We start from the raw sequence: 19,028 nt of genomic DNA, 5'->3' as shown, positions 1-19,028 counted from the left end.
TGTACTTTTGCGCAAGCGGTAAGTTCTCGCTCCATCTACGGCTCAGGCCGGTTTTTGCTGAATTTGCTCCATCTGCTCCTGAATCGCTCTCAGCGCTGGATGGTTCTGAAAGTGCTCCATCTCTTCCTGAATCGTTTTCAGCGCCGGATTGTTCTGAAGGTGTTCTATCTGTTCCCGGAACGTTTTCAGCGCCGGGTTGTTTTGGAAATGCTCCATTTCCTCCTGAATCGCTTTCAGTGCAGCAGTGTTCTGAAATTGCTCTATCTCTTCCTGGAGCGATTTCAGTGCCGGATTGTTTTGCAAGTGTTGCATCTCCTCTTGGAGTGCTTTCAACACTGGATTGTTTTGAAGTTTTTCCATTTGTTCGCGGATCGTTTTTAGCTCCATATTGTTCTGAAAGTACTCCATCTGCTCCTGATATCCCTTCATCACCGGATGGTTTCGAAGCTGTTCCATCTGCGTCTGAAGCGCTTTCAGCTCTGGGTCGTTCTGAAAACGCTCCATCTGCTCTTGAAACTCCTTCAGTAGCGGGTTGCTCTGGAATTTTTCCATCTGCTCCTGGAATTCCTTCAGTACCTGATTGTTCTGAAGTTGCTCTATCTGCTCCTGGAGCGTTTTGAGCATCGAGTTATTCTGTAAGTGTTCCATCTGCTCCTGGATCGCTTTCAGTGCCCCATTCTTCTGAAAGTTCTCCATCTGCTCCTGGAGCGTTTTCAACGCCACATTGTTCTGAAGGTGCTCCAATTGTTCCTGAAATCCTTTCAGGCATTGGTTGATGTTTTCCATGACTGTCTCCTCCGTGCCAACTCGATAGTGGTGTAAAGCACTCGCCAAACCAGCCTTGATATTTCACTGTCATGCATTTGCTATTACGGGCTTTTCCTCTGCATGCATCAACGAAAGCACAAAGTAACGAAAGCACAAAGTGGCGCATGAGCAACGGGATTCTACGAACGGCCAAGTGAGGGCCTGTCGGCGTTTTGGCGTGAAGCGCGTCGGCGCGTCGAATGCCGCCGGAAGGCGTTGATCGCTCTCATGCTCTCGTGTGGGAGCGAAGCAACCCCCGAGCGTGCTCGAAAGGCCTGCAATCGCGCATCATGGAGGTAGCCATATCGAGGAGGTTTTCATGCGCATTGCTTCATTCGTGGTGCGGCTTGCCGCTGTATCGCTGGGTCTGGTGCTCGCCGTCGCTGCCGTCGGAGCCGACGAAGAGGCGCAACTGGTGGCATCGATCAACGCCTACCGGGCACAGGTGCAGAATTGCGCTGGCCGGGCGGCCGGCGAACTGCCGCCGCTGGCGGACGATCCGCGGCTGGTCCTGCCAACCGATGGCAGTGGGGATCTGCGGGAATCTCTGGGGCTCGCCGCCTATCCGCTGGTCAACGCACAGGCGATCAGCCTGTCCGGGCCGCGCGATGCGCAGGCAGCCATGTTGACCTTGCGGCAGAGCTTCTGTCAGGTGGTGCTGGACTCCCAGTTCGTCGATATCGGTGTAAGCCGCGCGGAACGCGACTGGCGCATCGTGCTGGCGCGCCCGTTGCTGGCCGGGCGCATGGGCGATTGGCAGGCGGAAGGGCAGAAGCTGCTCGAACAGATCAACGCTGTTCGCGCACAGCCGCGCCAGTGCGCTGGCCAGCGGTTCGCTGCGGCGCCACCGCTGGCCTGGAGCGGTGTCCTGGGCGGCGCGGCCGAAAGCCACAGCCGGGCCATGGCCAACGGCAATTTCTTCGACCACAAGGACCGCGACGGCCGTACTCCGAGCGACCGGGCGGAACTGGCCGGCTACACCGGCGGGCTGATTGGCGAGAACATCGCCGCCGCCATGGACAACGCGCGCAAGGTGGTCGACGGCTGGCTGGCCAGCCCCGGTCACTGCGCCAATCTGATGAATCCGCGGTTCAGCGAACTGGGCGCGGCCTACGCCGCCGATCCGAAGAGCGATGCGGGAATCTACTGGACGGCGTTGTTCGGCGCGCCCTGAGCGGACATCGACAGGCGGCAGACGATCAGGTCGCTGGCGGCTAGTGCATCGAGGTCCGTTACGATATCCAGTCCGTCGATGATGGTCCTGGACACGATCTGGTCGGGTTGAGCGCGATCAGTTCGTAGATGCCGCTGCGGGCCTCGGTGGTCAGCCGGTAGTAGCTGGAGGGTCGGCTGGCTATCGAGGTCCAGCATCAGGACCCGCAGGCCGGCGTCGGCGAGCAGGGCGCCGAGGTGGGCACAGGTGGTGGATTTTCCGACGCCACCCTTGGTCGGATTACGGTGATGGTGAACAAAGCTATTCCTCCTGAATTTCATCATGAGGAACGGCACGCTTAAGGGCCCTCGGGCTAAGACCTGTTAACACTACTCCGCGAGGCCGTGATGGAGCCTGTTTTTGCGCGGGGTTAGGCGCGAGCAGAGAAGTTTGGTCATTGTAAACGAACGACGAGCAACGACGCACCGCGCAAAAACAGGCCCGTCCCTGCGGGTGGGGCCGCCCAGGCTGCGTGGTAAATGGCCCCATGCGTCGTTGCGGGACTTGGCAAGGCAATGCTATTCCCTGCGTCCCGCGCCTCACCGATCGCGGCCCGGCCTGGCACCATTTGGCACGGCAACGCGGCTCGCGGAGAGTAGTGTTAACAGGCCCTAGCTGTTCTCCGTCTCCCTTAAGCCTTCGTTAAGGGTGGAAACGCGAGAATAGCCTCCAATCTCCCCACCCCGAGGTTTGTAAGATGGAGCTGTCATGGGAACGGCACGGCCCCCTGGCTCTGATCGGGCGTCAACGAACGCTGAGTGTGCACCTGGTCACGCCCTCTCCGGGCTCGCTTCACCGCCAGGCGCTGGAAACCTTCATCCGGACCCGCTTCGCTGACTATTACGCGGCGCGCATCCGGCATTTCATGCCCTGTCTGCTGGGCTTCGAGGATGAGGACGGCGAGGTACAGGCGGCCGCCGGCCTACGTCCGGCCAGGGAAGTGCGGGAGCTGTTTCTCGAACGTTATCTGGACGCGCCCATCGAGCGTGTCGTCGGCGAGCGCACGGGACTGCCGGTAGTCCGCAGGAACATCGTCGAAGTAGGCAATTTCGCTGCCTGTGGACCCGGCGGCGCGCGCGTGCTGATCACCGCTCTGACCGATCTGGTCGGTGCCCTAGGATTTCGTTGGGTCGTGTTCACCGGGACGGCGATCCTGCTGAACAGTTTCCAGCGCCTGGGGCTGCCGCTAGTCGAGCTGGGGCCGGCGGACCCGGCCCGCATGGGGGCGGAACTGGCCGATTGGGGACGTTACTACGATAGCCATCCGCAAATTATGGCGATCGACGTCGCCGAAACCCACGGGCGCCTGCGGGCTGCCGGCATCTATCAGCGCCTGGGCTATCGGCCGCTGTATCGGGAGATCGCCGATGTCGCTTGCGGTTGAATCCTTCTGGCAGGCTCTGGCGGCCCATGGCGAGCGACCAGCCCTGCAGGAAGGCGAGTACCGGTTGAGCTATCGCCAGTTGCTCGGCGAGGTGGATGTCCGGGCCGGCTATCTGCGTCGGGCTGCCGTCCGGCGCCTGGCGCTGGATCTGGACAACGGCATCGAATGGGCGCTGTGGGATCTGGCGGCGCTGCGTGCCGGCGTCGTCTGCGTTCCGCTGCCGGGCTTCTTTTCCGCCGAGCAGCAACGCCATGTACTGGACAGCGCCGGCGTCGACACGCTGATCGCCAGCGACCCCGCCCGGCATGCGCATTTGGGCTTCGAGCCGCTAGCCGGACTGGTCGCGCAGCGCCGGCAGGCGCGGGTTGCCGGACTGCCGGCGGGAACTTTGAAGATCACCTACACCTCCGGCACCACCGGTCGGCCGAAAGGCGTCTGCCTGGATGCCGACCTGCAACTGCGGGTAGCTTCCAGCCTGTGGCAGGCCTGCGGGCCGAGCGGGATCGAACGCCATCTGTGCGTGCTGCCGCTGGCGGTCCTGCTGGAGAACGTTGCCGGTCTTCATGCGCAACTGCTCGGCGGGGCGCTGGTCGAGTTGGCGCCGATGGCCCGGCTGGGCCTGGAAGGGGCGAGTCGCTTCGATTTACCGCGCTTTCTCGAAACGCTGCGACGCAGCCGTCCGAGCAGCCTGATCCTCCTGCCGCAACTGCTGCTGGCCTGGGTGACGGCCCTGGAGAGCGGCCAGCCGCTAGCCGACTCCCTGCGTTTCGTCGCGGTCGGCGGTGGACGGGTCGCGCCGCGGTTGCTCGAGCGCGCCGAGGCGCTCGGCCTGCCGGTGTTCGAGGGCTACGGGCTGTCCGAGTGCGCTTCGGTGGTCTGCCTGAATACCCCCGGTCAGCGGCGCATCGGTAGTGTCGGCCGGCCCCTGCCACACCTGGAGCTGCGCCTGGCCGACGACGGCGAGGTCGAGGTCCGCGGCGCGCGAATGCACGGCTACCTCGGCGAGCCGGCGCCGCGTGGCGACTGGCTGGGGACCGGCGATCTCGGTCACTTCGAGGGCGAGTTCCTGGTCCTGCACGGACGCAAGAAGCACCAGTTCGTCACCGCTTTCGGACGCAACGTCAACCCGGAATGGGTCGAGGCCGAACTGGTCCAGCAGGCGCCGATCGCCCAGGCCTGGCTGCACGGCGAGGCGCTGCCGGCCAACGTGGCCGTGCTGCAGCCGCGCTCGGTCGGGATCGACGACGAGACGCTGGCGCAGGCCGTGGCGCGGGTCAACGCCGGTCTGCCGGACTATGCCCGCGTCCATCGCTGGCTGCGTGCCGAGCAGCCGTTCGGCGTCGCCAACGGCCTGGCCACCGCCAACGGCCGGCTGTGCCGGGCGGCTCTGTTCGAACATTACCGGACGGCCATCGAACGTGTGCTGTCCACCCCCGTTCCTTGAAGGAGACATCATGGATTTCCATACGAGGCTGCAAGCGCAGACCGTGGCCGAACGCGACTACCTGCTGGCGGCGCCGCTCATCGAGCTAGCGTTGCAGGGGCGGCTCGCCCTGGACGGTTATCTGGCGTTCCTCGGCCAGGCCTACCATCACGTCAAGCACACCGTGCCGCTGTTGATGGCCTGCGGGGCGCGCCTACCCGAGCGGCTGGAATGGCTGCGCGAGGCGATCGGCGAATATATCGAGGAAGAGTATGGCCACCAGGAATGGATTCTCGACGACATCCGTGCGTGCGGCGGCGATGCCGAGGCGGTGCGCCGCGCCACGCCCAATCTGCCCACCGAACTGATGGTCAGCTACGTCTACGACCGCATCAACCGCGGCAACCCGGTCGGCTTCTTCGGCATGGTCCAGGTGCTGGAGGGCACCAGCGTCGTCGTCGCCAGTCGCGCCGTCACCGCCCTCCAGGCATCCCTCAAACTGCCGCCGCAGGCGTTCAGCTACCTGACCTCGCACGGCAGCCTGGATCTCGAACACATTGAGCTGTTCAAGGGGCTGATGAATCGTCTGGAGGAGGGCGAGGACCAGGCCGCGGTGATACACACCGCGAAGGTGGTCTATCGCCTGTATGGCGATATGTTCCGCAGTCTGTCGCTGAGCGTTTGAGGAGGGAGATATGCAGTTGTCCGATTGTCGAGGATTGCTGACCGGCGCCAGTGGCGGCATCGGCCAAGCGCTGGTGGTGCGGCTCTGCGAGGGCGGAGCCCGACTGTTGCTGGTCGGGCGCCACCTGGAGCCACTGCAGAGGCTGCAGCAGCGCTATCCGGCGCAGTTGGAAATCGTCCAGGCGGACATCTCCGAAGCTGTGGGGCGTCAAGCGGTACTGGCCGCGGCCAGGCGTTTCGGCGACCTCAACACCTTGGTCAACGCCGCCGGTAACAACCGTTTCAGCCTGCTGGAGGATCACGACGAGGAGGGGATCGCCGAACTGATCGGGCTCAACGTCACCGCTACCTTGCAGCTCACCCATCGCCTGCTGCCCTTGTTGCGCCAGCAGACGCGTGCCCTGGTGGTCAACGTCGGCTCGACCTTCGGCTCCCTCGGCTACCCCGGCTTCACTGCCTACTGCGCCAGCAAGTTCGCCGTGCGCGGCTTCTCCGAGGCGCTGCGCCGCGAGCTCGCCGATACCCAGATCAAGGTGCTCTACGTCGCGCCGCGGGCCACCCATACGGGAATGAACACCGACAACGTGGTGGCGATGAACGACGCGCTGAAGGTGGCCATGGACGACCCGCTGACGGTGGCGGCGGCGCTCGCCGAGGTGATCTTGCGCGAGCGGGAGGAACTTTACCTGGGCTGGCCGGAAAAGCTCTTCGTGCGCCTCAACAGTCTGTTGCCGCGGGTCGTCGACCAGGCTCTGCGCAAGCAGTTGCCGATCATCCAGCGTTTCGCCCGCGACAAGTCCTGAGCGAAGTCTCTGGCGCAGCGGCTGGAGGTATTTTGTGAACCAGTTCATCCTGCACGGCCGGGGTGCGAGATTGCCGATAACGGACGGCGCCCGGCAGGGCGCCGGGCCGAAGTGACCCGGAAAAGCGGGAGTGGAGCATGCGTATTTTGCTGGTGGAAGACGATGCGGCGCTAGGCGAGGGTATCCGCACCGCCCTCAAGCCCGAGGGCTATACGGTCGACTGGCTGCAGGATGGCGCCAGCGCGCTGCACGCCTTCGGTTGCGAGAACTTCGATCTCTGTGTGCTCGATCTCGGCCTGCCGAGGCTGGATGGCCTGGACGTGCTCCGCCGCCTGCGTGCCGCGGGCAATCCGCTGCCGGTGCTGGTGCTGACCGCGCGCGATGCGACCAGCGAGCGCATCGCCGGGCTGGATGCCGGTGCCGACGACTACCTGGTCAAGCCCTTCGACGTCGCCGAGCTGAAAGCCCGTCTACGGGCGTTGCTGCGGCGCAGCTTCAACCGCCCGCAGTCGGCCCTGGAATACCGTGGCATCCAGCTCGACCCGCAGAGCCAGGCGGTCAGTTACCAGGGGCAGGACATCGCCCTGGCGCGCAAGGAGTTCCTGCTGCTGCACGAACTGCTGGCGCAGCCGGGCCGGGTACTGACCCGCGATCGCCTGCAGCAGGCGCTCTACGGCTGGAGCAAAGAGGTGGAGAGCAACGCCCTGGAGGTGCATGTGCACCACCTGCGGCGCAAGTTCTTTCCCGAACTGATCCGTACCGTGCGCGGCGTCGGCTACATGGTGGACAAGGCCTGATGCGCTCGATCCGCGCCCGCACCCTGTTTCTCGTCCTCGCTGTGCTGGCCTTCACCCTCTCGCTGATCTCCTACAAGAGCTACAGGGATGCCCAGCACGAGATCGAGGAATTGTTCGATGCGCAACTGGCGCAGACCGCCCGCCTGCTCGCCGGGCTGGTCGGCCGCGAAATGCTCGAGCGCGAGCGCGAGGAGGTGCAAGCCATGCTTGACGAGGCGCTGGCGATGCAGACCCTGCCGGGCAGGCACGCGGCACTGCTGCTGGGACACCGCTACGAGGGCAAGCTGGCCTTCCAGGTATTCGACGAGCGGGGCGAATTGATCCTGCATTCGGCGAGCGCCCCGCGCACCCTGCTCTCCAGCTTGCTGACGCAGGTGCCGGACGCTCTGGCCGACGAGCGGCTGATCGGTTACCACCTGCTGGATCTAGAGCCTTTTCGCTGGCGAGTCTTCGTTCTCCACGACCGGGCCGATCAGCGCTGGATTCTGGTCGGCGAACGCGAGGACGTGCGCGGCGAACTGGCGGACAAGATCGCCAAGCGCAGCCTGTTGCCGGACCTGTTCGGCCTGCCGCTGCTGGCGCTGCTGGTCTGGCTGGCGATCGGCTGGGGCCTGCGTCCGCTCGAACGCATGGTCAGGCTGATCCGGGTGCGCGACCCGGACAACTTGGCGCCGCTGCTGCTGGCTCCCTTGCCGCGGGAGCTGGAGCCGGTGGTGGCGGCCCTCAACCGCCTACTGCTGCAGGTCACCCAGTTGTTGGAGCGCGAACGCCAATTGCTTGCCGCCGCCGCCCACGAGCTGCGCACGCCGCTGGCGGTGCTGCGCATTCATGCGCAGAACGCCCTCGAGGCGCCCGATCCGGTCGACCGCGCCGAAGCGCTTCGTCAACTGGGGCCGGGCGTCGAGCGGGCGACCCGGGTGGTCGGGCAGTTGCTGGCGCTGGCCCGCCTGGAGCCGGTGGCGGTGCAATTGCGCATGACCCGTCTCGACCTGGCCGCCTTCCTGCGCAGCGAACTGGCCGAACTGACGCCGCTGGCGCTGGCCAAGGGGCAGGAGCTGACCCTGGAAACCACCGGCGTAGGCGGCCATGTGCTGCGCGGCGATGCGCCCAGCTTGGCGATCCTGGTGCAGAACCTGGTCGCCAATGCCGTGCAGTACACCCCGCAAGGCGGCTGTATCCGGTTATTGCTCGAGGCCGATGCGGACGATCTCCTGCTGCGCGTGCAGGACAGCGGGCCGGGAATTCCGCCGGCGCTGCGCGAGAGGGTGTTCGAGCGCTTCTTCCGTGCCGGAGAAGGTCAGGGCGCCGGGCTCGGCCTGTCCATCGTGCAACGGGCGGTGGAGTTGCATGGCGGTGAGATTGCCCTGGACACTTCGCCCCTCGGCGGACTAGAGGTTTCCGTTCGCCTGCCCCGTTAGCTATGCTGCCCAGCCGGAGGGCCGCCGCCTTTCCATTGATGAGCGGGCGAGGCGATTACCCTGCGGCTTGCTAGGGCCTGTTGACGTTTGGGCGTAGGCCGCGCCGCAGGCCCGTTTGGCGCAGAACAATGAACGAGGAGAGAAGTTTGGTCATTCCAAATGAACGACGAGCGACGCCGTGCCGCGCCAAACGGGCCCCGTCCCTACGGGTGGGGCCGCCCAGGCTGCGCGGCAAATGCCGCCATGCGGCGTTGCGGGTCTTGGCAAGGGAATGACCATTGCCGGCGCCCCGCGCCTTGCCGAACGCGGCCCGGCCTGGCGGCATTTGACGCGGCAGCGCGGCTCACGCCCAAACGTCAACAGGCCCCAAATCCACCCGGAATCCGCACAAGGAGACAAGGTCATGTTCGCTCTGGATTCACGTTTGCAACAGGATACCCTGCCCATCGGTGATTTCCCGTTGTGCCGTCTGCTGCTGATGAACGATGCCCACTATCCCTGGTTCGTCCTGGTGCCGCGCAGGGAAGAGGTCGTCGAGCTGTTCCAGCTCGACGCCGAGGACCAGCAAGCCTTCTGGCAGGAAACCACCGAACTGGCGGAGACCCTCAAGGACACCTTCGGCGCCGACAAGATGAACGTGGCTGCCCTGGGCAACCAGGTCGCTCAACTGCACATGCACGTCATCGTGCGTCGGCGCGACGACGCCGCCTGGCCGACGCCGGTGTGGGGAAGGCATCCGGCGAAGCCCTACACGGACGCGCAGATCGCTGCCATCCGCGACAAGCTGCGTCTGGTGCTGACCGGGGATTTCCACTTTATGGAGGACTGAACATGAACTTGGAAGCGCGCATCAACGATCTGGAAACCCGCCTAGCCTTCCAGGACGACACCATTCAGGCGTTGAACGATGTGCTGGTCGCCCAGCAGCGGGTGGTCGAGCGCCTGCAGATGCAGTTGGAAGCCTTGGCCAAGCGCCAGAAGGAACTGATCGATGAGTTCGGCTCGGTGGACGACGACGGGGCGCCGCCGCCGCACTACTAAGCCGAAACTTTGTGCCTGCTCCGGTCGCGAATGAATTCGCGCCTACCCGGGAGCGCCCCTTGCAGCAGCGAACATTCGGTGCTCTTGCTATGGCAGCGGGTTCATTCGGACCCGCGTCAACGGCGCGGCAAGCCGAAGGCTGGCCGTGAGGCAGTCGTGGGGTGGGTGCAATCCGCCGATGGTTTGGCGGGACGGCTGCTTTTCGTCGGAGCGGATTCATCCGCGACCTGCCGCGTAGCGGCAGCTATCGTCGTAGTCTGTCGCCGATTTGTCGTACCGCGGCCAGACCCTGGCTATCGTCGGCCAGTCCAGTTCCGGCAAGAGCACCATCCTGCGCATCGCCCTCGGCCTGGAGACGCCCGACCAGGGGCGTGTGCTGTTCGACGGCGAGGACGTCACCGGCTTCGGCCGGCGGCAATTCCGCCCGCTACGCCGGCACATGCAACTGGTCCAGCAGAATCCCTTCGCTGCCCTCGACCCGCGCTTCTCCATCTTCGACAGTATCGTCGAACCGCTGGTCTTCTTCGGGCTGGCCAAAGGGCGCGAGCTGGAGGTGGCCGCGCGCCGGCTGATCGACCGGGTCCGCCTGCCGACCGCCTGCCGCGCGAACTCTCCGGCGGCCAGCGCCAGCGCGTCGCCATCGCCCACGCCCTGACCCTGCAGCCGGACTGCTGCTGCTCGACAAGCCGGTTTCGGCCCTCGATGTCCCGGTTCAGGCGTAGATCCTCGACCTGCTCGACGAACTGCAGCACGAGCTGGGGTCGCCTACGTGCTGGTTTTCCATGACCTGGCGGTGGTCGGCAGCATCGCCCACCGGGTGCTGGTGCTGAACAAGGGCCGGGGGTGGAGCAGGGGCCGACCGGCCAAGTCTTCGAACGGCCGGCCAGCGACTACACGCGGGAACTGCTCGACGCCATACCGGGGCAGAGGCTGGCGAAGGCGTCCTGAGCCCTGCGCATCGAGGGGCGTCGGCACCTGCCCCGAGGCCAGGCATAGGAAACGGGTGCGGGGCGATCGCAGCCGCGCAAAGGACCGGGAAAGACCCTGCCGCGATTTTGCCCGATCCGGGGGCGGGCCGGGAGTTTGCATGCGTTTGCCCCGTACGCGGCAGCCCGCGCGGCTCTAGGTTAGAATGCAGGCAGAATCCCGCAGGAGTCTTCCATGTCGTCCTTCAAAGAAATGATCGAGAACATCACCCCGGAGATCTACCGGAGTCTCAAGCTGGCGGTGGAAATCGGCAAATGGCCGGATGGCCGCAAGCTGACCCAGGAGCAAAAGGAACTGAGCCTGCAGGCGATGATCGCCTGGGAGATCCGGAACTTGCCGGAGGAGGAGCGCACCGGCTACATGGGCGAGCAGAAGTGCAAGTCGAGCGGCGAGCCGATTCCCAACCTGCTGTTCAAGCCCTCGGATACCCTGCACTGATGGCCGAACTCGCACGCGGCGCGCTGGACAAGATGGCGACGCGCCTCGACGCCCCGGTGCAGTACGCCTTGCGTCTGGGCGAGGCGCAGGTGCCGGTCAACCCGCTGCTTGGCAGCCCTCTGCGCTTAGAATACCTGGGCGCCATCCATTGCTGCCATTGCGGGCGCAGGACCGCCAAGAGCTTCGGCCAGGGCTACTGCTATCCCTGCTTCAAGAAGTTGCCGCAGTGCGACAGCTGCATCGTCAGCCCCGAGAAATGCCACCACGCCCAGGGCACCTGTCGCGATCCGGCCTGGGGCGAGCGCTTTTGCATGAGCGAGCATGTCGTCTACCTGGCCAACTCCTCCGGCATCAAGGTCGGCATTACCCGTGCCAGCCAGGTGCCGACCCGCTGGCTCGACCAGGGTGCCAGTCAGGCGCTGCCGATCCTGCGCGTCGCCACCCGCCAGCAGTCGGGACTGGTGGAAGACCTTTTGCGCAGTCAGGTCGCCGACCGCACCAACTGGCGCGCGCTGCTTAAGGGCGAGGCCGCGCCGGTCGATCTGCCGGCCGTGCGCGAGCGACTCTTCGAAACCTGCCGGGAGGGATTCGAAACTCTGCGGACACGTTTCGGCCTGCAGGCGATCCAGCCCCTGAGCGACGCCGAACCGGTGGAGATCCGCTATCCGGTGGAAAGCTATCCCGAGAAGATTGTCAGCCTCGACCTGGACAAGACACCCGTGGTGGAAGGAACCCTGAAGGGAATCAAGGGCCAATATCTGATCTTCGACGTCGGCGTGATCAACATCCGCAAGTACACGGCATACCAGTTGGCCGTCTCGATCTGAGCCGAATCCGGCCTTATATCCCCTTACCCCATCCCGCTCCCGCCGAGGGCGGCGGGTACCGATGGAGCCGAACGATGCGTACCGAACAGCCGAAAACCGTTTACCTCAAAAATTATCAGGCGCCGGACTACCTGATCGACGAGACTCACCTGAGCTTCGAGCTGCACGAGGACCGCACTCTGGTGGAGGCGCGCCTGGCGATGCGCCGCAACCCGGCCGGCGGCGCCGGCCTGCCGCCGTTGGTGCTGGACGGGCAACAACTGGAGCTTTTGGCGGTCACCCTCGACGGCCGCGAGCTGGGCGTCCACGAATATCAGGTGGACGACAGCCACCTGAGCCTGCAGCCCGAACGTGCCGAGTTCGTCGTCGAAACCCGCGTATGCATTCACCCGGAAAGCAACACCGCGCTCGAAGGGCTCTACAAGTCCGGCAAGATGTTCTGCACCCAGTGCGAAGCCGAGGGCTTTCGCAAGATCACCTACTACCTCGACCGCCCGGACGTGATGAGCCGCTTCACCACCACGCTCAGCGCCGAGCAGCAGCGTTATCCGGTGCTGCTCTCCAACGGCAACCCGGTGGCCAGCGGCAATACCGACAACGGCCGGCACTGGGCGACCTGGGAGGACCCGTTCAGGAAGCCGGCCTACCTGTTCGCCCTGGTCGCTGGTGACCTCTGGTGCGTGGAGGACGAATTCACCACCCTGAGCGGCCGCCGGGTGACCCTGCGCATCTACGTCGAGCCGGAGAACATCGACAAGTGCCAGCACGCCATGGACAGCCTCAAGCGCGCCATGCGCTGGGACGAGGAAACCTATGGGCGCGAGTACGACCTCGACATCTTCATGATCGTCGCGGTCAACGACTTCAACATGGGCGCCATGGAGAACAAGGGGCTCAACATCTTCAACTCCGGTGCCGTGCTGGCCAAGGCCGAGACTGCTACCGACGCCGCCCACCAGCGGGTCGAGGCGATCGTCGCCCACGAGTATTTCCACAACTGGTCGGGTAACCGGGTGACCTGCCGCGACTGGTTCCAACTGTCGCTCAAGGAAGGCTTCACCGTATTTCGCGATGCCGGCTTTTCCGCCGACATGAATTCCGCCACGGTCAAGCGCATCGAGGACGTCGCCTACCTGCGCACCCACCAGTTCGCCGAGGATGCCGGTCCCATGGCCCACTCGGTGCGCCCGGACTCCTACATGGAGATTTCCAACTTCTATACCCTGACCGTCTACGAGAAGGGTTCCGAAGTGGTCGGCATGCTTCGCACGCTGCTCGGCGCCGAGGGATTCCGGCGCGGCAGCGACCTCTATTTCGAGCGTCATGACGGTCAGGCGGTGACCTGCGACGACTTCGTCAAGGCCATGGAGGACGCCAATGGTGTCGACCTGACCCAGTTCAAGCGCTGGTACACCCAGGCCGGCACGCCGTGCCTGGAGGTCGCCGAGCAGTACGACGCCAAGGCCGGGACCTACACCCTGACCTTCCGCCAGAGTTGCCCGCCGACCCCCAGCCAGGCGCACAAGGAACCCTTTGTGATTCCCGTGGCGCTGGCGCTGCTCGACGGCCAGGGCCGTGAGCTGCCGCTGCGCCTGACCGGCGAGGCCGAGGCCGCTGGTAGCGGCCGGGTGCTGGCGGTGACCGCCGCCGAGCAGGCATTCACCTTCGTCGACCTGCCCGAACGGCCGCTGCCGTCGCTGCTGCGCAATTTCTCCGCGCCGGTCAAGCTGGTCTACCCCTACGGCCGTGACCAACTGATGTTCCTCATGCAGCACGACTCCGACGGCTTCAACCGCTGGGAAGCCGGTCAGCAGCTCGCCGTGCAGGTGTTGCAGGAACTGGTCGGCCAGCAGCAGCGCGGCGAGTCCATGGTACTCGACCGGCGCCTGCTCGCAGCGCTGAAGAGCGTGCTGGAGAACGAGGGGCTGGACCCGGCGATGGTCGCCGAAATGCTCTCCCTGCCGGGCGAGGCCTACCTGATCGAGATCAGCGCGGTAGCCGACGTCGAGGCCATCCACGCCGCCCGCGAGTTCGCCCGCCGCGAGATCGCCGGCGCCCTCTACGAGCCGCTCTGGCAGCGCTACCGGAGCAATCGCGAAGTCTCGCGGCAGAGCCCCTACGTCGCCTCGGCCGAGCACTTCGCCCGCCGTGCCCTGCAGAACATCGCGCTGTCCTACCTGATGCTCAGCGGGAGGCCGGAAGTTCTAGCCGCCTGCCAGGACCAGTACCAGGCGACCGACAACATGACCGAACGTCTCGCCGCCCTGGCGGTGCTGGTCAACTCGCCGTTCGAGGCGGAGAAGGCCAAGGCGCTGGCGATGTTCGCCGACTATTTCCAGGACGATCCGCTGGTCATGGACCAGTGGTTCAGCGTGCAGGCCGGCTGTTCGCTGCCGGGCGGTCTGGAGCGCGTGCAGGCGCTGATGAAGCATCCGGCCTTCACCCTGAAGAACCCCAACAAGGTGCGTGCACTGATCGGCGCCTTCGCCAACCAGAACCACGTCAACTTCCACCGTGCCGACGGCCTGGGTTATCGCTTTCTCGCCGACCAGGTGATCATGCTCAACGCCCTCAATCCGCAGATCGCCGCCCGCCAACTGGCGCCGCTGACCCGCTGGCGCAAGTACGACGCGGTCCGCCAGGTGCTGATGCGGGCCGAGCTGGAGCGCATCCTCGCTTGCGGCGAACTGTCCTGCGACGTCTACGAAGTGGTCAGCAAGAGTCTGGCCTGAGCAGCGGCGTCCCGCCTTTCTCGGCAGGGGGAAGGGCGAGACGCCTCTGTTCTTTTGCATTGAGCGTCTGCGAATTTGGTCAATACGACTTATATCTACCATTGACTTAAGTCTGAAAGCGCAATTTCAGCGAAACGATAGACTCGGGAGGCCGTCAACTCTGGTTCAAGGAAGTTCCCATGAATTCTGATCGCATTCGTTTGCCCTCCCTACTCGAAAAAGTCAAGAGCGCCGACGAAGCCGCTGCGTTGATAAAGGATGGCATGACTGTCGGTATGAGCGGTTTCACCCGTGCCGGTGAGGCCAAAGCCGTACCGCTGGCCCTGGTCGAGCGGGCCAAGAAGGACCCGCTGAAGATCACTCTGGTGACGGGGGCGAGCCTCGGCAACGATATCGACAAGAAGCTGACCGAGGTCGGAGCCCTGGCCCGCCGTCTGCCGTTCCAGGCCGACAATACCCTGCGCAAGGCCATCAACGATGGCCAGGTGATGTTCATCGACCAGCATCTCTCGGAAACCGTCGAGCAGATGCGCGCCAACCAGATCGCCCGGCCGGACATCGCGGTGGTCGAAGCGGTCTCCATCACCGAGAAAGGCCACATCGTTCCGACTACCTCCGTGGGCAACTCGGCCAACTTCGTACAGTTCGCCAAGCAGGTGATCGTCGAGATCAACACCACCCTCAGCCCCGAGCTGGAAGGGTTGCACGATATCTACCTCCAGGAAGAGCGCCCCAACCGTACCCCGGTCAACCTGCTGAAGCCCGATGACCGCATCGGCACCACCGCCATCGAAGTCGATCCCTCGAAGATCGTCGCCATCGTTTTCAGCGACCTGTCCGACTCGCCGTCCAACGCCCTGCCGGCGGACAGCGAAACCCAGGCCATCGCCGACCACCTGATCGAGTTCCTCAAGAAGGAAGTGGATGCCGGTCGTCTGCCCAACAGCCTGCGCCCCCTGCAGGTAGGTATCGGCACCATCGCCAACGCGGTGACCAGCGGTCTAGTCAAGTCGCCTTTCACCGATCTGGTCCAGTACTCGGAAGTGCTGCAGGACTCCACCTTTGAACTGTTGGATGCCGGCAAGCTGAAGTTCGCCTCGGGCAGCTCCATCACCATATCGGCTCCCTGCGCCGAGCGCGTCTTCGGCAATGTCGCCAAGTACAAGGACAAGCTGGTGCTGCGTCCACAGGAAATCTCCAACCTGCCGGAAATCGTCCGTCGCCTCGGCACCATCAGCATCAACACCGCATTGGAATTCGACATCTACGGCAACGTGAACTCCACCCATGTAAGCGGCAGCAAGATGATGAACGGCATCGGCGGCTCCGGCGACTTCGCCCGCAATGCGCAACTCGCCGTGTTCGTGACCAAGTCCACCGCCAAGGGCGGGGCCATTTCCAGCGTGGTGCCGATGGTCAGTCACGTCGACCATACCGGCCATGACACGGATATCCTGGTCACTGAGATTGGTCTGGCCGACCTGCGCGGTCTGGCGCCGCGCGAGCGCGCCCGCGCCATCATCGACAATTGCGTGCACCCGGACTATCGCTTTGCGCTGAACGACTACTTCGAGCGCGCCTGCGCCAAGGGCGGTCAGACCCCGCATATCCTGCGCGAAGCCCTGGAGTGGCACATCAACCTGGAAGAGCGCGGCAACATGTTGTCCAAGGGCTGATCGCCCGAGGCTCGCTCGACCCTGAAAACCGCGGCCGCCGGGCTGCGGTTTTTATTTGTATGCCGGAAAGACTTCCGACGTATTTGCGTTCAGTACTTGTTGTCGCCGCCCATCTCGATGATGAGTTTCTGCCCGAGGCGATCGATATGCTCCCTCATGTTTTCGTCGAGCATGTCGTTGAATTGGTTGGTGTACCACTTCTGCAGCCTGTCCCCTTCCGCGGCCAAGTCCTGGAACAGACAGGAAGCCTCATAGGAGCTGACGCGGGCAGCGGCATAGCGTAGAGCTGTGCTGACATGTCCCAGCCCTTTGTGTTTCTCCTTGAAAAGGCGGTTGGCCAAATCAGTGAACTCGTCGGCCAGGTCGAAAATCACCATATTGTCTTGAGCTTGCCGCCCCAGCAAAGTGCAATCTTTGCACCATGCAACCATTGCACTCATACTGCGCCCATGCCAACGATCAAACGCCTACCGACCTGCACCATCACCCTCTATGCGGGGGACTACCTGCCGCCACACTTCCACGTACGCATGCAGGACGGCCGCGAAACCCTGGTAGAAATCGCCACTCTGTCCGTGCTGTCCGGTCGCATCGCCCGCCGCGAGCTGGCGGCAGCCTTGGCCTGGGCCACCGAGAATCAAGCGCTGCTGAGTGCCAAATGGGAGGAACTGAATCCATGAGCAACCGCCATTTCACCCTAACCGGCGTCGAGGTCGTGGCGCCTTCCACCCTGCACTTGGACTACGCCGACGGTGCACGACTGACGGTCGACTTGGCCGACACCATCGAACGTCATCCCATCCTGGCCCCCCTGACCGATCCAGCGGTGTTCGCCAGCGCGGCAGTCGGCGAATGGGGCGGCAGTGTGGTCTGGAGCGACGATGACGCCCTGGAGCTGGCCGCCGACAACCTGCGCGCCCGCGCCGTGGAACAAGCCGGCGGCTACTCGCACGAACTGATCTGGAACTGGATGGCCCGACACAAGTTGAGCCTCGATGGCGCCGCCGAGGCCCTGGGGCTGAGCCGCCGCATGCTCGCCTACTACCGCAGCGGTGCCAAGCCGGTACCGCGCACCGTGGCCCTGGCCCTGCTGGGCTGGGAAGTCGAGCAGCACAGAGCCGCTTGACCATGAACGAAAACCCCGGCCCTGGGCCGAGGTCTACCTTCAGTTATATGCTGACCAGGGGGGCCGGCCGGACCTGATCCCCGAGCTGACCTACAGCCTGACCGGCATCAAGGACGAGATCGACGCCATCACTTGGCTGGGCTCGCATATGGCGCACAGCTTCACGGCCGACGCCTACACCATTAGCCTGAAGCTGGAGTCCAAGCTGCCGGACGGCGATGAAGTACTCGACTTGGCGGAGGAGGTCGGCGACTACACCGGGGTGCTGGCCTGGTAGCGGGACGCAACTGGGAAGCAGGTCAAGGTCACCCAAGGCGACCAGATCAAGCCCAAGCGGCTGACGCCGCTCTACACGAGCAAGGCGGCACAGCGGGCGGTGCAATGGGAGTGGAAGAAGATGTAGGCGACAGGCGTAAAAAGACCTTAATTAAGTGTGTGTAGTATGCATAGTACTATCGCCTTCCCTATCTTTGGTGTGTGCTATACACACCATCAAGACGGCGAAAGAGACTTAATGAAGTACAGAGGTCATCAAACGGCTTGAGCAGGACTGCCGCGCCTCCTACGCATGAACGCTTCAGCGTCATGCGCTAGTCGAGCGGCTGCCCTAACTTTCTCGGGTCGTCCTGGTTCTCGATGTAGCGCAGCAGCGTTGCGAGGCTGGCTCGTCCACCCACGCTGATCAGCGCGTAGGCGTTGTTCCAGAAATACGGCTTCCAGTAGTACGGCGCCAGCTCGCGGGCGAACTCGTTACGCATGTGACGGGCCGACACTGACTTTATGTTCTTCACCAGATCCGACAGCCTGACCGTGGGATGGATCTCGAACAGTAGATGCACATGTACCGCAAGGTGCGCCACATCAACGAGCGGATCGCCCAGATCATTTCCAGGCGCCTGGTGGCGTTCGCCCTGGAGTACGAGGCGGACGTGATTGTGCTGGAGCACTTGAAAGGCTGGCGGCTCAGGGCCGGCGTGAAGCGCAGCTCTCTACGCCAGCGCTTTCACGGCTGGCTGCATCGCCGGCTGGCGCAGTTGACCGAAGCGAAGATTGCCGAGCGGGGAGGTCGCGTCGAGTGCGTCTACGCACGAGGTACTTCGTCCTGGGCGTTCGACGGCTCAGGCCAGCTCAAGCGCGATCCGAAACGGTACGAGCTGGCAACGTTCGCCAGTGGCAAGCGGTACAACTGTGACCTCAACGCCAGCTACAACATCGTGGCCCGCTAGTGGGCCTGGAAACTCAAGCTGACCGGCCGCGAGGACGGGCAGTTGCCAGAGGACAGAAGCTCCTTTGGCAAACCGGGAATGCCGGTCACGTTCTCAACGCTCTGGCTGCAGGAGCAGGAAGCCTCTTATCAATGCACTGCATGATGAGGGGGAGCATTCACCGTCTGACATTTATGAACCTTTGTGTAAATAAGTGAGCGCTGACGATGCCACTGCCGGGCAATCCGGCAGCGTCCCCATTTGGGCATGCAAATATCGGGCAAGTCCGGCGGTTCGGTGGATGCGCCATATGCGGTCGGGCTGGTAAATGGCATGTCGGGAGGCGGGGCAGGTGGACCCAGCCGGCAAACCCGGTCGGCAGCGGTTGCGGATGAACCCTCTCCTACGGGGCAGTCGAATGGATTCCCACGCTCCTTCTGCCCCTTGGAATGTGGGGAGCGAACCGT

At 64.0% G+C, this 19,028-nt stretch carries 20 protein-coding genes and 2 pseudogenes; 18 read left to right on the top strand and 4 right to left on the bottom strand.

Annotation, left to right across the window (positions count from 1 at the left end; genetic code table 11):
- Nucleotides 1–42: 42 nt before the first annotated feature.
- On the bottom strand, nucleotides 43–786 hold the full coding sequence (locus ACGI6K_RS13955) for a hypothetical protein (protein ID WP_376946301.1): 744 nt from the start codon (nucleotides 784–786) through the stop codon (nucleotides 43–45).
- A gap of 340 nt (nucleotides 787–1,126) precedes the next feature.
- Here ACGI6K_RS13955 and ACGI6K_RS13950 point away from each other — a divergent pair, with 340 nt between their 5' ends.
- Nucleotides 1,127–1,981, top strand: coding sequence for a CAP domain-containing protein (locus tag ACGI6K_RS13950; protein WP_376946299.1), 855 nt, complete (start codon nucleotides 1,127–1,129; stop codon nucleotides 1,979–1,981).
- Between the two features lie 47 nt (nucleotides 1,982–2,028).
- On the opposite strand, the pseudogene ACGI6K_RS13945 reads toward ACGI6K_RS13950, so the two are convergent.
- Nucleotides 2,029–2,301: pseudogene (locus ACGI6K_RS13945) on the bottom strand (ParA family protein); the annotation flags it as partial.
- A 416-nt stretch (nucleotides 2,302–2,717) separates the two neighbouring features.
- Here ACGI6K_RS13945 and ACGI6K_RS13940 point away from each other — a divergent pair.
- The 13 genes and pseudogenes from ACGI6K_RS13940 to ACGI6K_RS13880 all read left to right on the top strand — a co-directional run bounded on the left by ACGI6K_RS13940 (nucleotide 2,718) and on the right by ACGI6K_RS13880 (nucleotide 16,230).
- Entirely contained in the window at nucleotides 2,718–3,404 is a 687-nt protein-coding gene (locus tag ACGI6K_RS13940; RefSeq protein ID WP_376946297.1) for a thermostable hemolysin, read from the top strand.
- Nucleotides 3,388–4,848, top strand: coding sequence for an AMP-binding protein (locus ACGI6K_RS13935; RefSeq protein ID WP_376946295.1), 1,461 nt, complete (start codon nucleotides 3,388–3,390; stop codon nucleotides 4,846–4,848). The genes ACGI6K_RS13940 and ACGI6K_RS13935 overlap by 17 nt, the downstream gene beginning before the upstream one ends.
- 10 nt (nucleotides 4,849–4,858) lie before the next feature.
- Nucleotides 4,859–5,512: a TenA family transcriptional regulator gene (locus ACGI6K_RS13930; RefSeq protein ID WP_376946293.1), complete on the top strand. Its 654-nt coding sequence runs from the start codon at nucleotides 4,859–4,861 to the stop codon at nucleotides 5,510–5,512.
- Between the two features lie 10 nt (nucleotides 5,513–5,522).
- Entirely contained in the window at nucleotides 5,523–6,314 is a 792-nt protein-coding gene (locus ACGI6K_RS13925) for an SDR family oxidoreductase (protein ID WP_376946291.1), read from the top strand.
- A gap of 137 nt (nucleotides 6,315–6,451) precedes the next feature.
- A complete protein-coding gene (locus ACGI6K_RS13920) occupies nucleotides 6,452–7,111 on the top strand; it encodes a response regulator (protein WP_376946289.1) in 660 nt (219 codons plus the stop codon).
- Nucleotides 7,111–8,529, top strand: coding sequence for an ATP-binding protein (locus tag ACGI6K_RS13915; RefSeq protein WP_376946287.1), 1,419 nt, complete (start codon nucleotides 7,111–7,113; stop codon nucleotides 8,527–8,529). Before ACGI6K_RS13920 ends, ACGI6K_RS13915 begins: the two co-directional genes overlap by 1 nt.
- Nucleotides 8,530–8,932: 403 nt before the next feature.
- Complete coding sequence (locus tag ACGI6K_RS13910; protein WP_376946285.1) at nucleotides 8,933–9,358, top strand: HIT family protein; 426 nt, start codon at nucleotides 8,933–8,935, stop codon at nucleotides 9,356–9,358.
- Entirely contained in the window at nucleotides 9,355–9,570 is a 216-nt protein-coding gene (locus ACGI6K_RS13905) for a SlyX family protein (RefSeq protein ID WP_376946329.1), read from the top strand. Before ACGI6K_RS13910 ends, ACGI6K_RS13905 begins: the two co-directional genes overlap by 4 nt.
- A gap of 274 nt (nucleotides 9,571–9,844) precedes the next feature.
- A pseudogene (locus tag ACGI6K_RS13900) lies at nucleotides 9,845–10,518 on the top strand (ABC transporter ATP-binding protein); the annotation flags it as partial.
- A gap of 213 nt (nucleotides 10,519–10,731) precedes the next feature.
- Entirely contained in the window at nucleotides 10,732–10,995 is a 264-nt protein-coding gene (locus ACGI6K_RS13895; protein WP_376946283.1) for a YeaC family protein, read from the top strand.
- Nucleotides 10,995–11,822 carry a DUF2797 domain-containing protein gene (locus tag ACGI6K_RS13890; protein WP_376946281.1) on the top strand — a complete coding sequence of 276 codons (828 nt, stop codon included), beginning with the start codon at nucleotides 10,995–10,997 and terminating at the stop codon, nucleotides 11,820–11,822. Before ACGI6K_RS13895 ends, ACGI6K_RS13890 begins: the two co-directional genes overlap by 1 nt.
- A 74-nt stretch (nucleotides 11,823–11,896) precedes the next feature.
- Nucleotides 11,897–14,554, top strand: a complete 2,658-nt coding sequence (gene pepN, locus ACGI6K_RS13885; protein WP_376946279.1) for an aminopeptidase N — start codon at nucleotides 11,897–11,899, stop codon at nucleotides 14,552–14,554.
- Nucleotides 14,555–14,733: 179 nt separating this feature from the next.
- Complete coding sequence (locus ACGI6K_RS13880; protein WP_376946277.1) at nucleotides 14,734–16,230, top strand: acetyl-CoA hydrolase/transferase family protein; 1,497 nt, start codon at nucleotides 14,734–14,736, stop codon at nucleotides 16,228–16,230.
- Nucleotides 16,231–16,319: 89 nt separating this feature from the next.
- On the opposite strand, the gene ACGI6K_RS13875 is transcribed toward ACGI6K_RS13880, so the two are convergent.
- Nucleotides 16,320–16,670 (bottom strand): DUF3144 domain-containing protein, encoded by a 351-nt coding sequence (locus ACGI6K_RS13875; RefSeq protein ID WP_376946275.1) that lies wholly within the window; start codon nucleotides 16,668–16,670, stop codon nucleotides 16,320–16,322.
- A 9-nt stretch (nucleotides 16,671–16,679) separates the two neighbouring features.
- Between ACGI6K_RS13875 and ACGI6K_RS13870 the strand changes: the two genes are divergently transcribed.
- The 3 genes from ACGI6K_RS13870 (at nucleotide 16,680) to ACGI6K_RS13860 (ending at nucleotide 17,633) form a co-directional block, all read left to right on the top strand.
- Nucleotides 16,680–16,910 (top strand): DUF4160 domain-containing protein, encoded by a 231-nt coding sequence (locus tag ACGI6K_RS13870; protein ID WP_376946273.1) that lies wholly within the window; start codon nucleotides 16,680–16,682, stop codon nucleotides 16,908–16,910.
- Complete coding sequence (locus ACGI6K_RS13865) at nucleotides 16,907–17,356, top strand: DUF2442 domain-containing protein (RefSeq protein WP_376946271.1); 450 nt, start codon at nucleotides 16,907–16,909, stop codon at nucleotides 17,354–17,356. Before ACGI6K_RS13870 ends, ACGI6K_RS13865 begins: the two co-directional genes overlap by 4 nt.
- A 148-nt stretch (nucleotides 17,357–17,504) precedes the next feature.
- The gene (locus ACGI6K_RS13860; RefSeq protein ID WP_376946269.1) at nucleotides 17,505–17,633 is read left to right on the top strand and encodes a hypothetical protein; all 129 of its coding nucleotides are present in this window, start codon (nucleotides 17,505–17,507) and stop codon (nucleotides 17,631–17,633) included.
- 313 nt (nucleotides 17,634–17,946) lie between these two features.
- Here ACGI6K_RS13860 and tnpA read toward each other — a convergent pair whose 3' ends face one another.
- Nucleotides 17,947–18,195 (bottom strand): IS200/IS605 family transposase, encoded by a 249-nt coding sequence (tnpA, locus tag ACGI6K_RS13855; protein WP_376946267.1) that lies wholly within the window; start codon nucleotides 18,193–18,195, stop codon nucleotides 17,947–17,949.
- Here tnpA and ACGI6K_RS13850 point away from each other — a divergent pair.
- Complete coding sequence (locus tag ACGI6K_RS13850; RefSeq protein WP_376946265.1) at nucleotides 18,190–18,582, top strand: IS200/IS605 family accessory protein TnpB-related protein; 393 nt, start codon at nucleotides 18,190–18,192, stop codon at nucleotides 18,580–18,582. The genes tnpA and ACGI6K_RS13850 overlap by 6 nt on opposite strands.
- Nucleotides 18,583–19,028 lie beyond the last annotated feature (446 nt).

The organism is Azorhizophilus paspali, assembly GCF_043587585.2.
Taxonomy (GTDB): domain Bacteria; phylum Pseudomonadota; class Gammaproteobacteria; order Pseudomonadales; family Pseudomonadaceae; genus Azotobacter; species Azotobacter paspali.
The sequence above is the reverse complement of the archived record's forward strand: the minus strand, read 5'-3'. Positions and strand labels throughout refer to the sequence as shown.

What these genes read in the sequence shown, in the direction of transcription:
- ACGI6K_RS13955 (WP_376946301.1), bottom strand. Translation starts at nt 786, where the DNA reads ATGGAAAACATCAACCAATGCCTGAAAGGATTTCAGGAACAATTGGAG.
- ACGI6K_RS13950 (WP_376946299.1), top strand. Translation starts at nt 1,127, where the DNA reads ATGCGCATTGCTTCATTCGTGGTGCGGCTTGCCGCTGTATCGCTGGGT.
- ACGI6K_RS13940 (WP_376946297.1), top strand. Translation starts at nt 2,718, where the DNA reads ATGGAGCTGTCATGGGAACGGCACGGCCCCCTGGCTCTGATCGGGCGT.
- ACGI6K_RS13935 (WP_376946295.1), top strand. Translation starts at nt 3,388, where the DNA reads ATGTCGCTTGCGGTTGAATCCTTCTGGCAGGCTCTGGCGGCCCATGGC.
- ACGI6K_RS13930 (WP_376946293.1), top strand. Translation starts at nt 4,859, where the DNA reads ATGGATTTCCATACGAGGCTGCAAGCGCAGACCGTGGCCGAACGCGAC.
- ACGI6K_RS13925 (WP_376946291.1), top strand. Translation starts at nt 5,523, where the DNA reads ATGCAGTTGTCCGATTGTCGAGGATTGCTGACCGGCGCCAGTGGCGGC.
- ACGI6K_RS13920 (WP_376946289.1), top strand. Translation starts at nt 6,452, where the DNA reads ATGCGTATTTTGCTGGTGGAAGACGATGCGGCGCTAGGCGAGGGTATC.
- ACGI6K_RS13915 (WP_376946287.1), top strand. Translation starts at nt 7,111, where the DNA reads ATGCGCTCGATCCGCGCCCGCACCCTGTTTCTCGTCCTCGCTGTGCTG.
- ACGI6K_RS13910 (WP_376946285.1), top strand. Translation starts at nt 8,933, where the DNA reads ATGTTCGCTCTGGATTCACGTTTGCAACAGGATACCCTGCCCATCGGT.
- ACGI6K_RS13895 (WP_376946283.1), top strand. Translation starts at nt 10,732, where the DNA reads ATGTCGTCCTTCAAAGAAATGATCGAGAACATCACCCCGGAGATCTAC.
- ACGI6K_RS13890 (WP_376946281.1), top strand. Translation starts at nt 10,995, where the DNA reads ATGGCCGAACTCGCACGCGGCGCGCTGGACAAGATGGCGACGCGCCTC.
- pepN (WP_376946279.1), top strand. Translation starts at nt 11,897, where the DNA reads ATGCGTACCGAACAGCCGAAAACCGTTTACCTCAAAAATTATCAGGCG.
- ACGI6K_RS13880 (WP_376946277.1), top strand. Translation starts at nt 14,734, where the DNA reads ATGAATTCTGATCGCATTCGTTTGCCCTCCCTACTCGAAAAAGTCAAG.
- ACGI6K_RS13875 (WP_376946275.1), bottom strand. Translation starts at nt 16,670, where the DNA reads ATGAGTGCAATGGTTGCATGGTGCAAAGATTGCACTTTGCTGGGGCGG.
- ACGI6K_RS13870 (WP_376946273.1), top strand. Translation starts at nt 16,680, where the DNA reads ATGCCAACGATCAAACGCCTACCGACCTGCACCATCACCCTCTATGCG.
- ACGI6K_RS13865 (WP_376946271.1), top strand. Translation starts at nt 16,907, where the DNA reads ATGAGCAACCGCCATTTCACCCTAACCGGCGTCGAGGTCGTGGCGCCT.
- ACGI6K_RS13860 (WP_376946269.1), top strand. Translation starts at nt 17,505, where the DNA reads ATGGCGCACAGCTTCACGGCCGACGCCTACACCATTAGCCTGAAGCTG.
- ACGI6K_RS13850 (WP_376946265.1), top strand. Translation starts at nt 18,190, where the DNA reads ATGCACATGTACCGCAAGGTGCGCCACATCAACGAGCGGATCGCCCAG.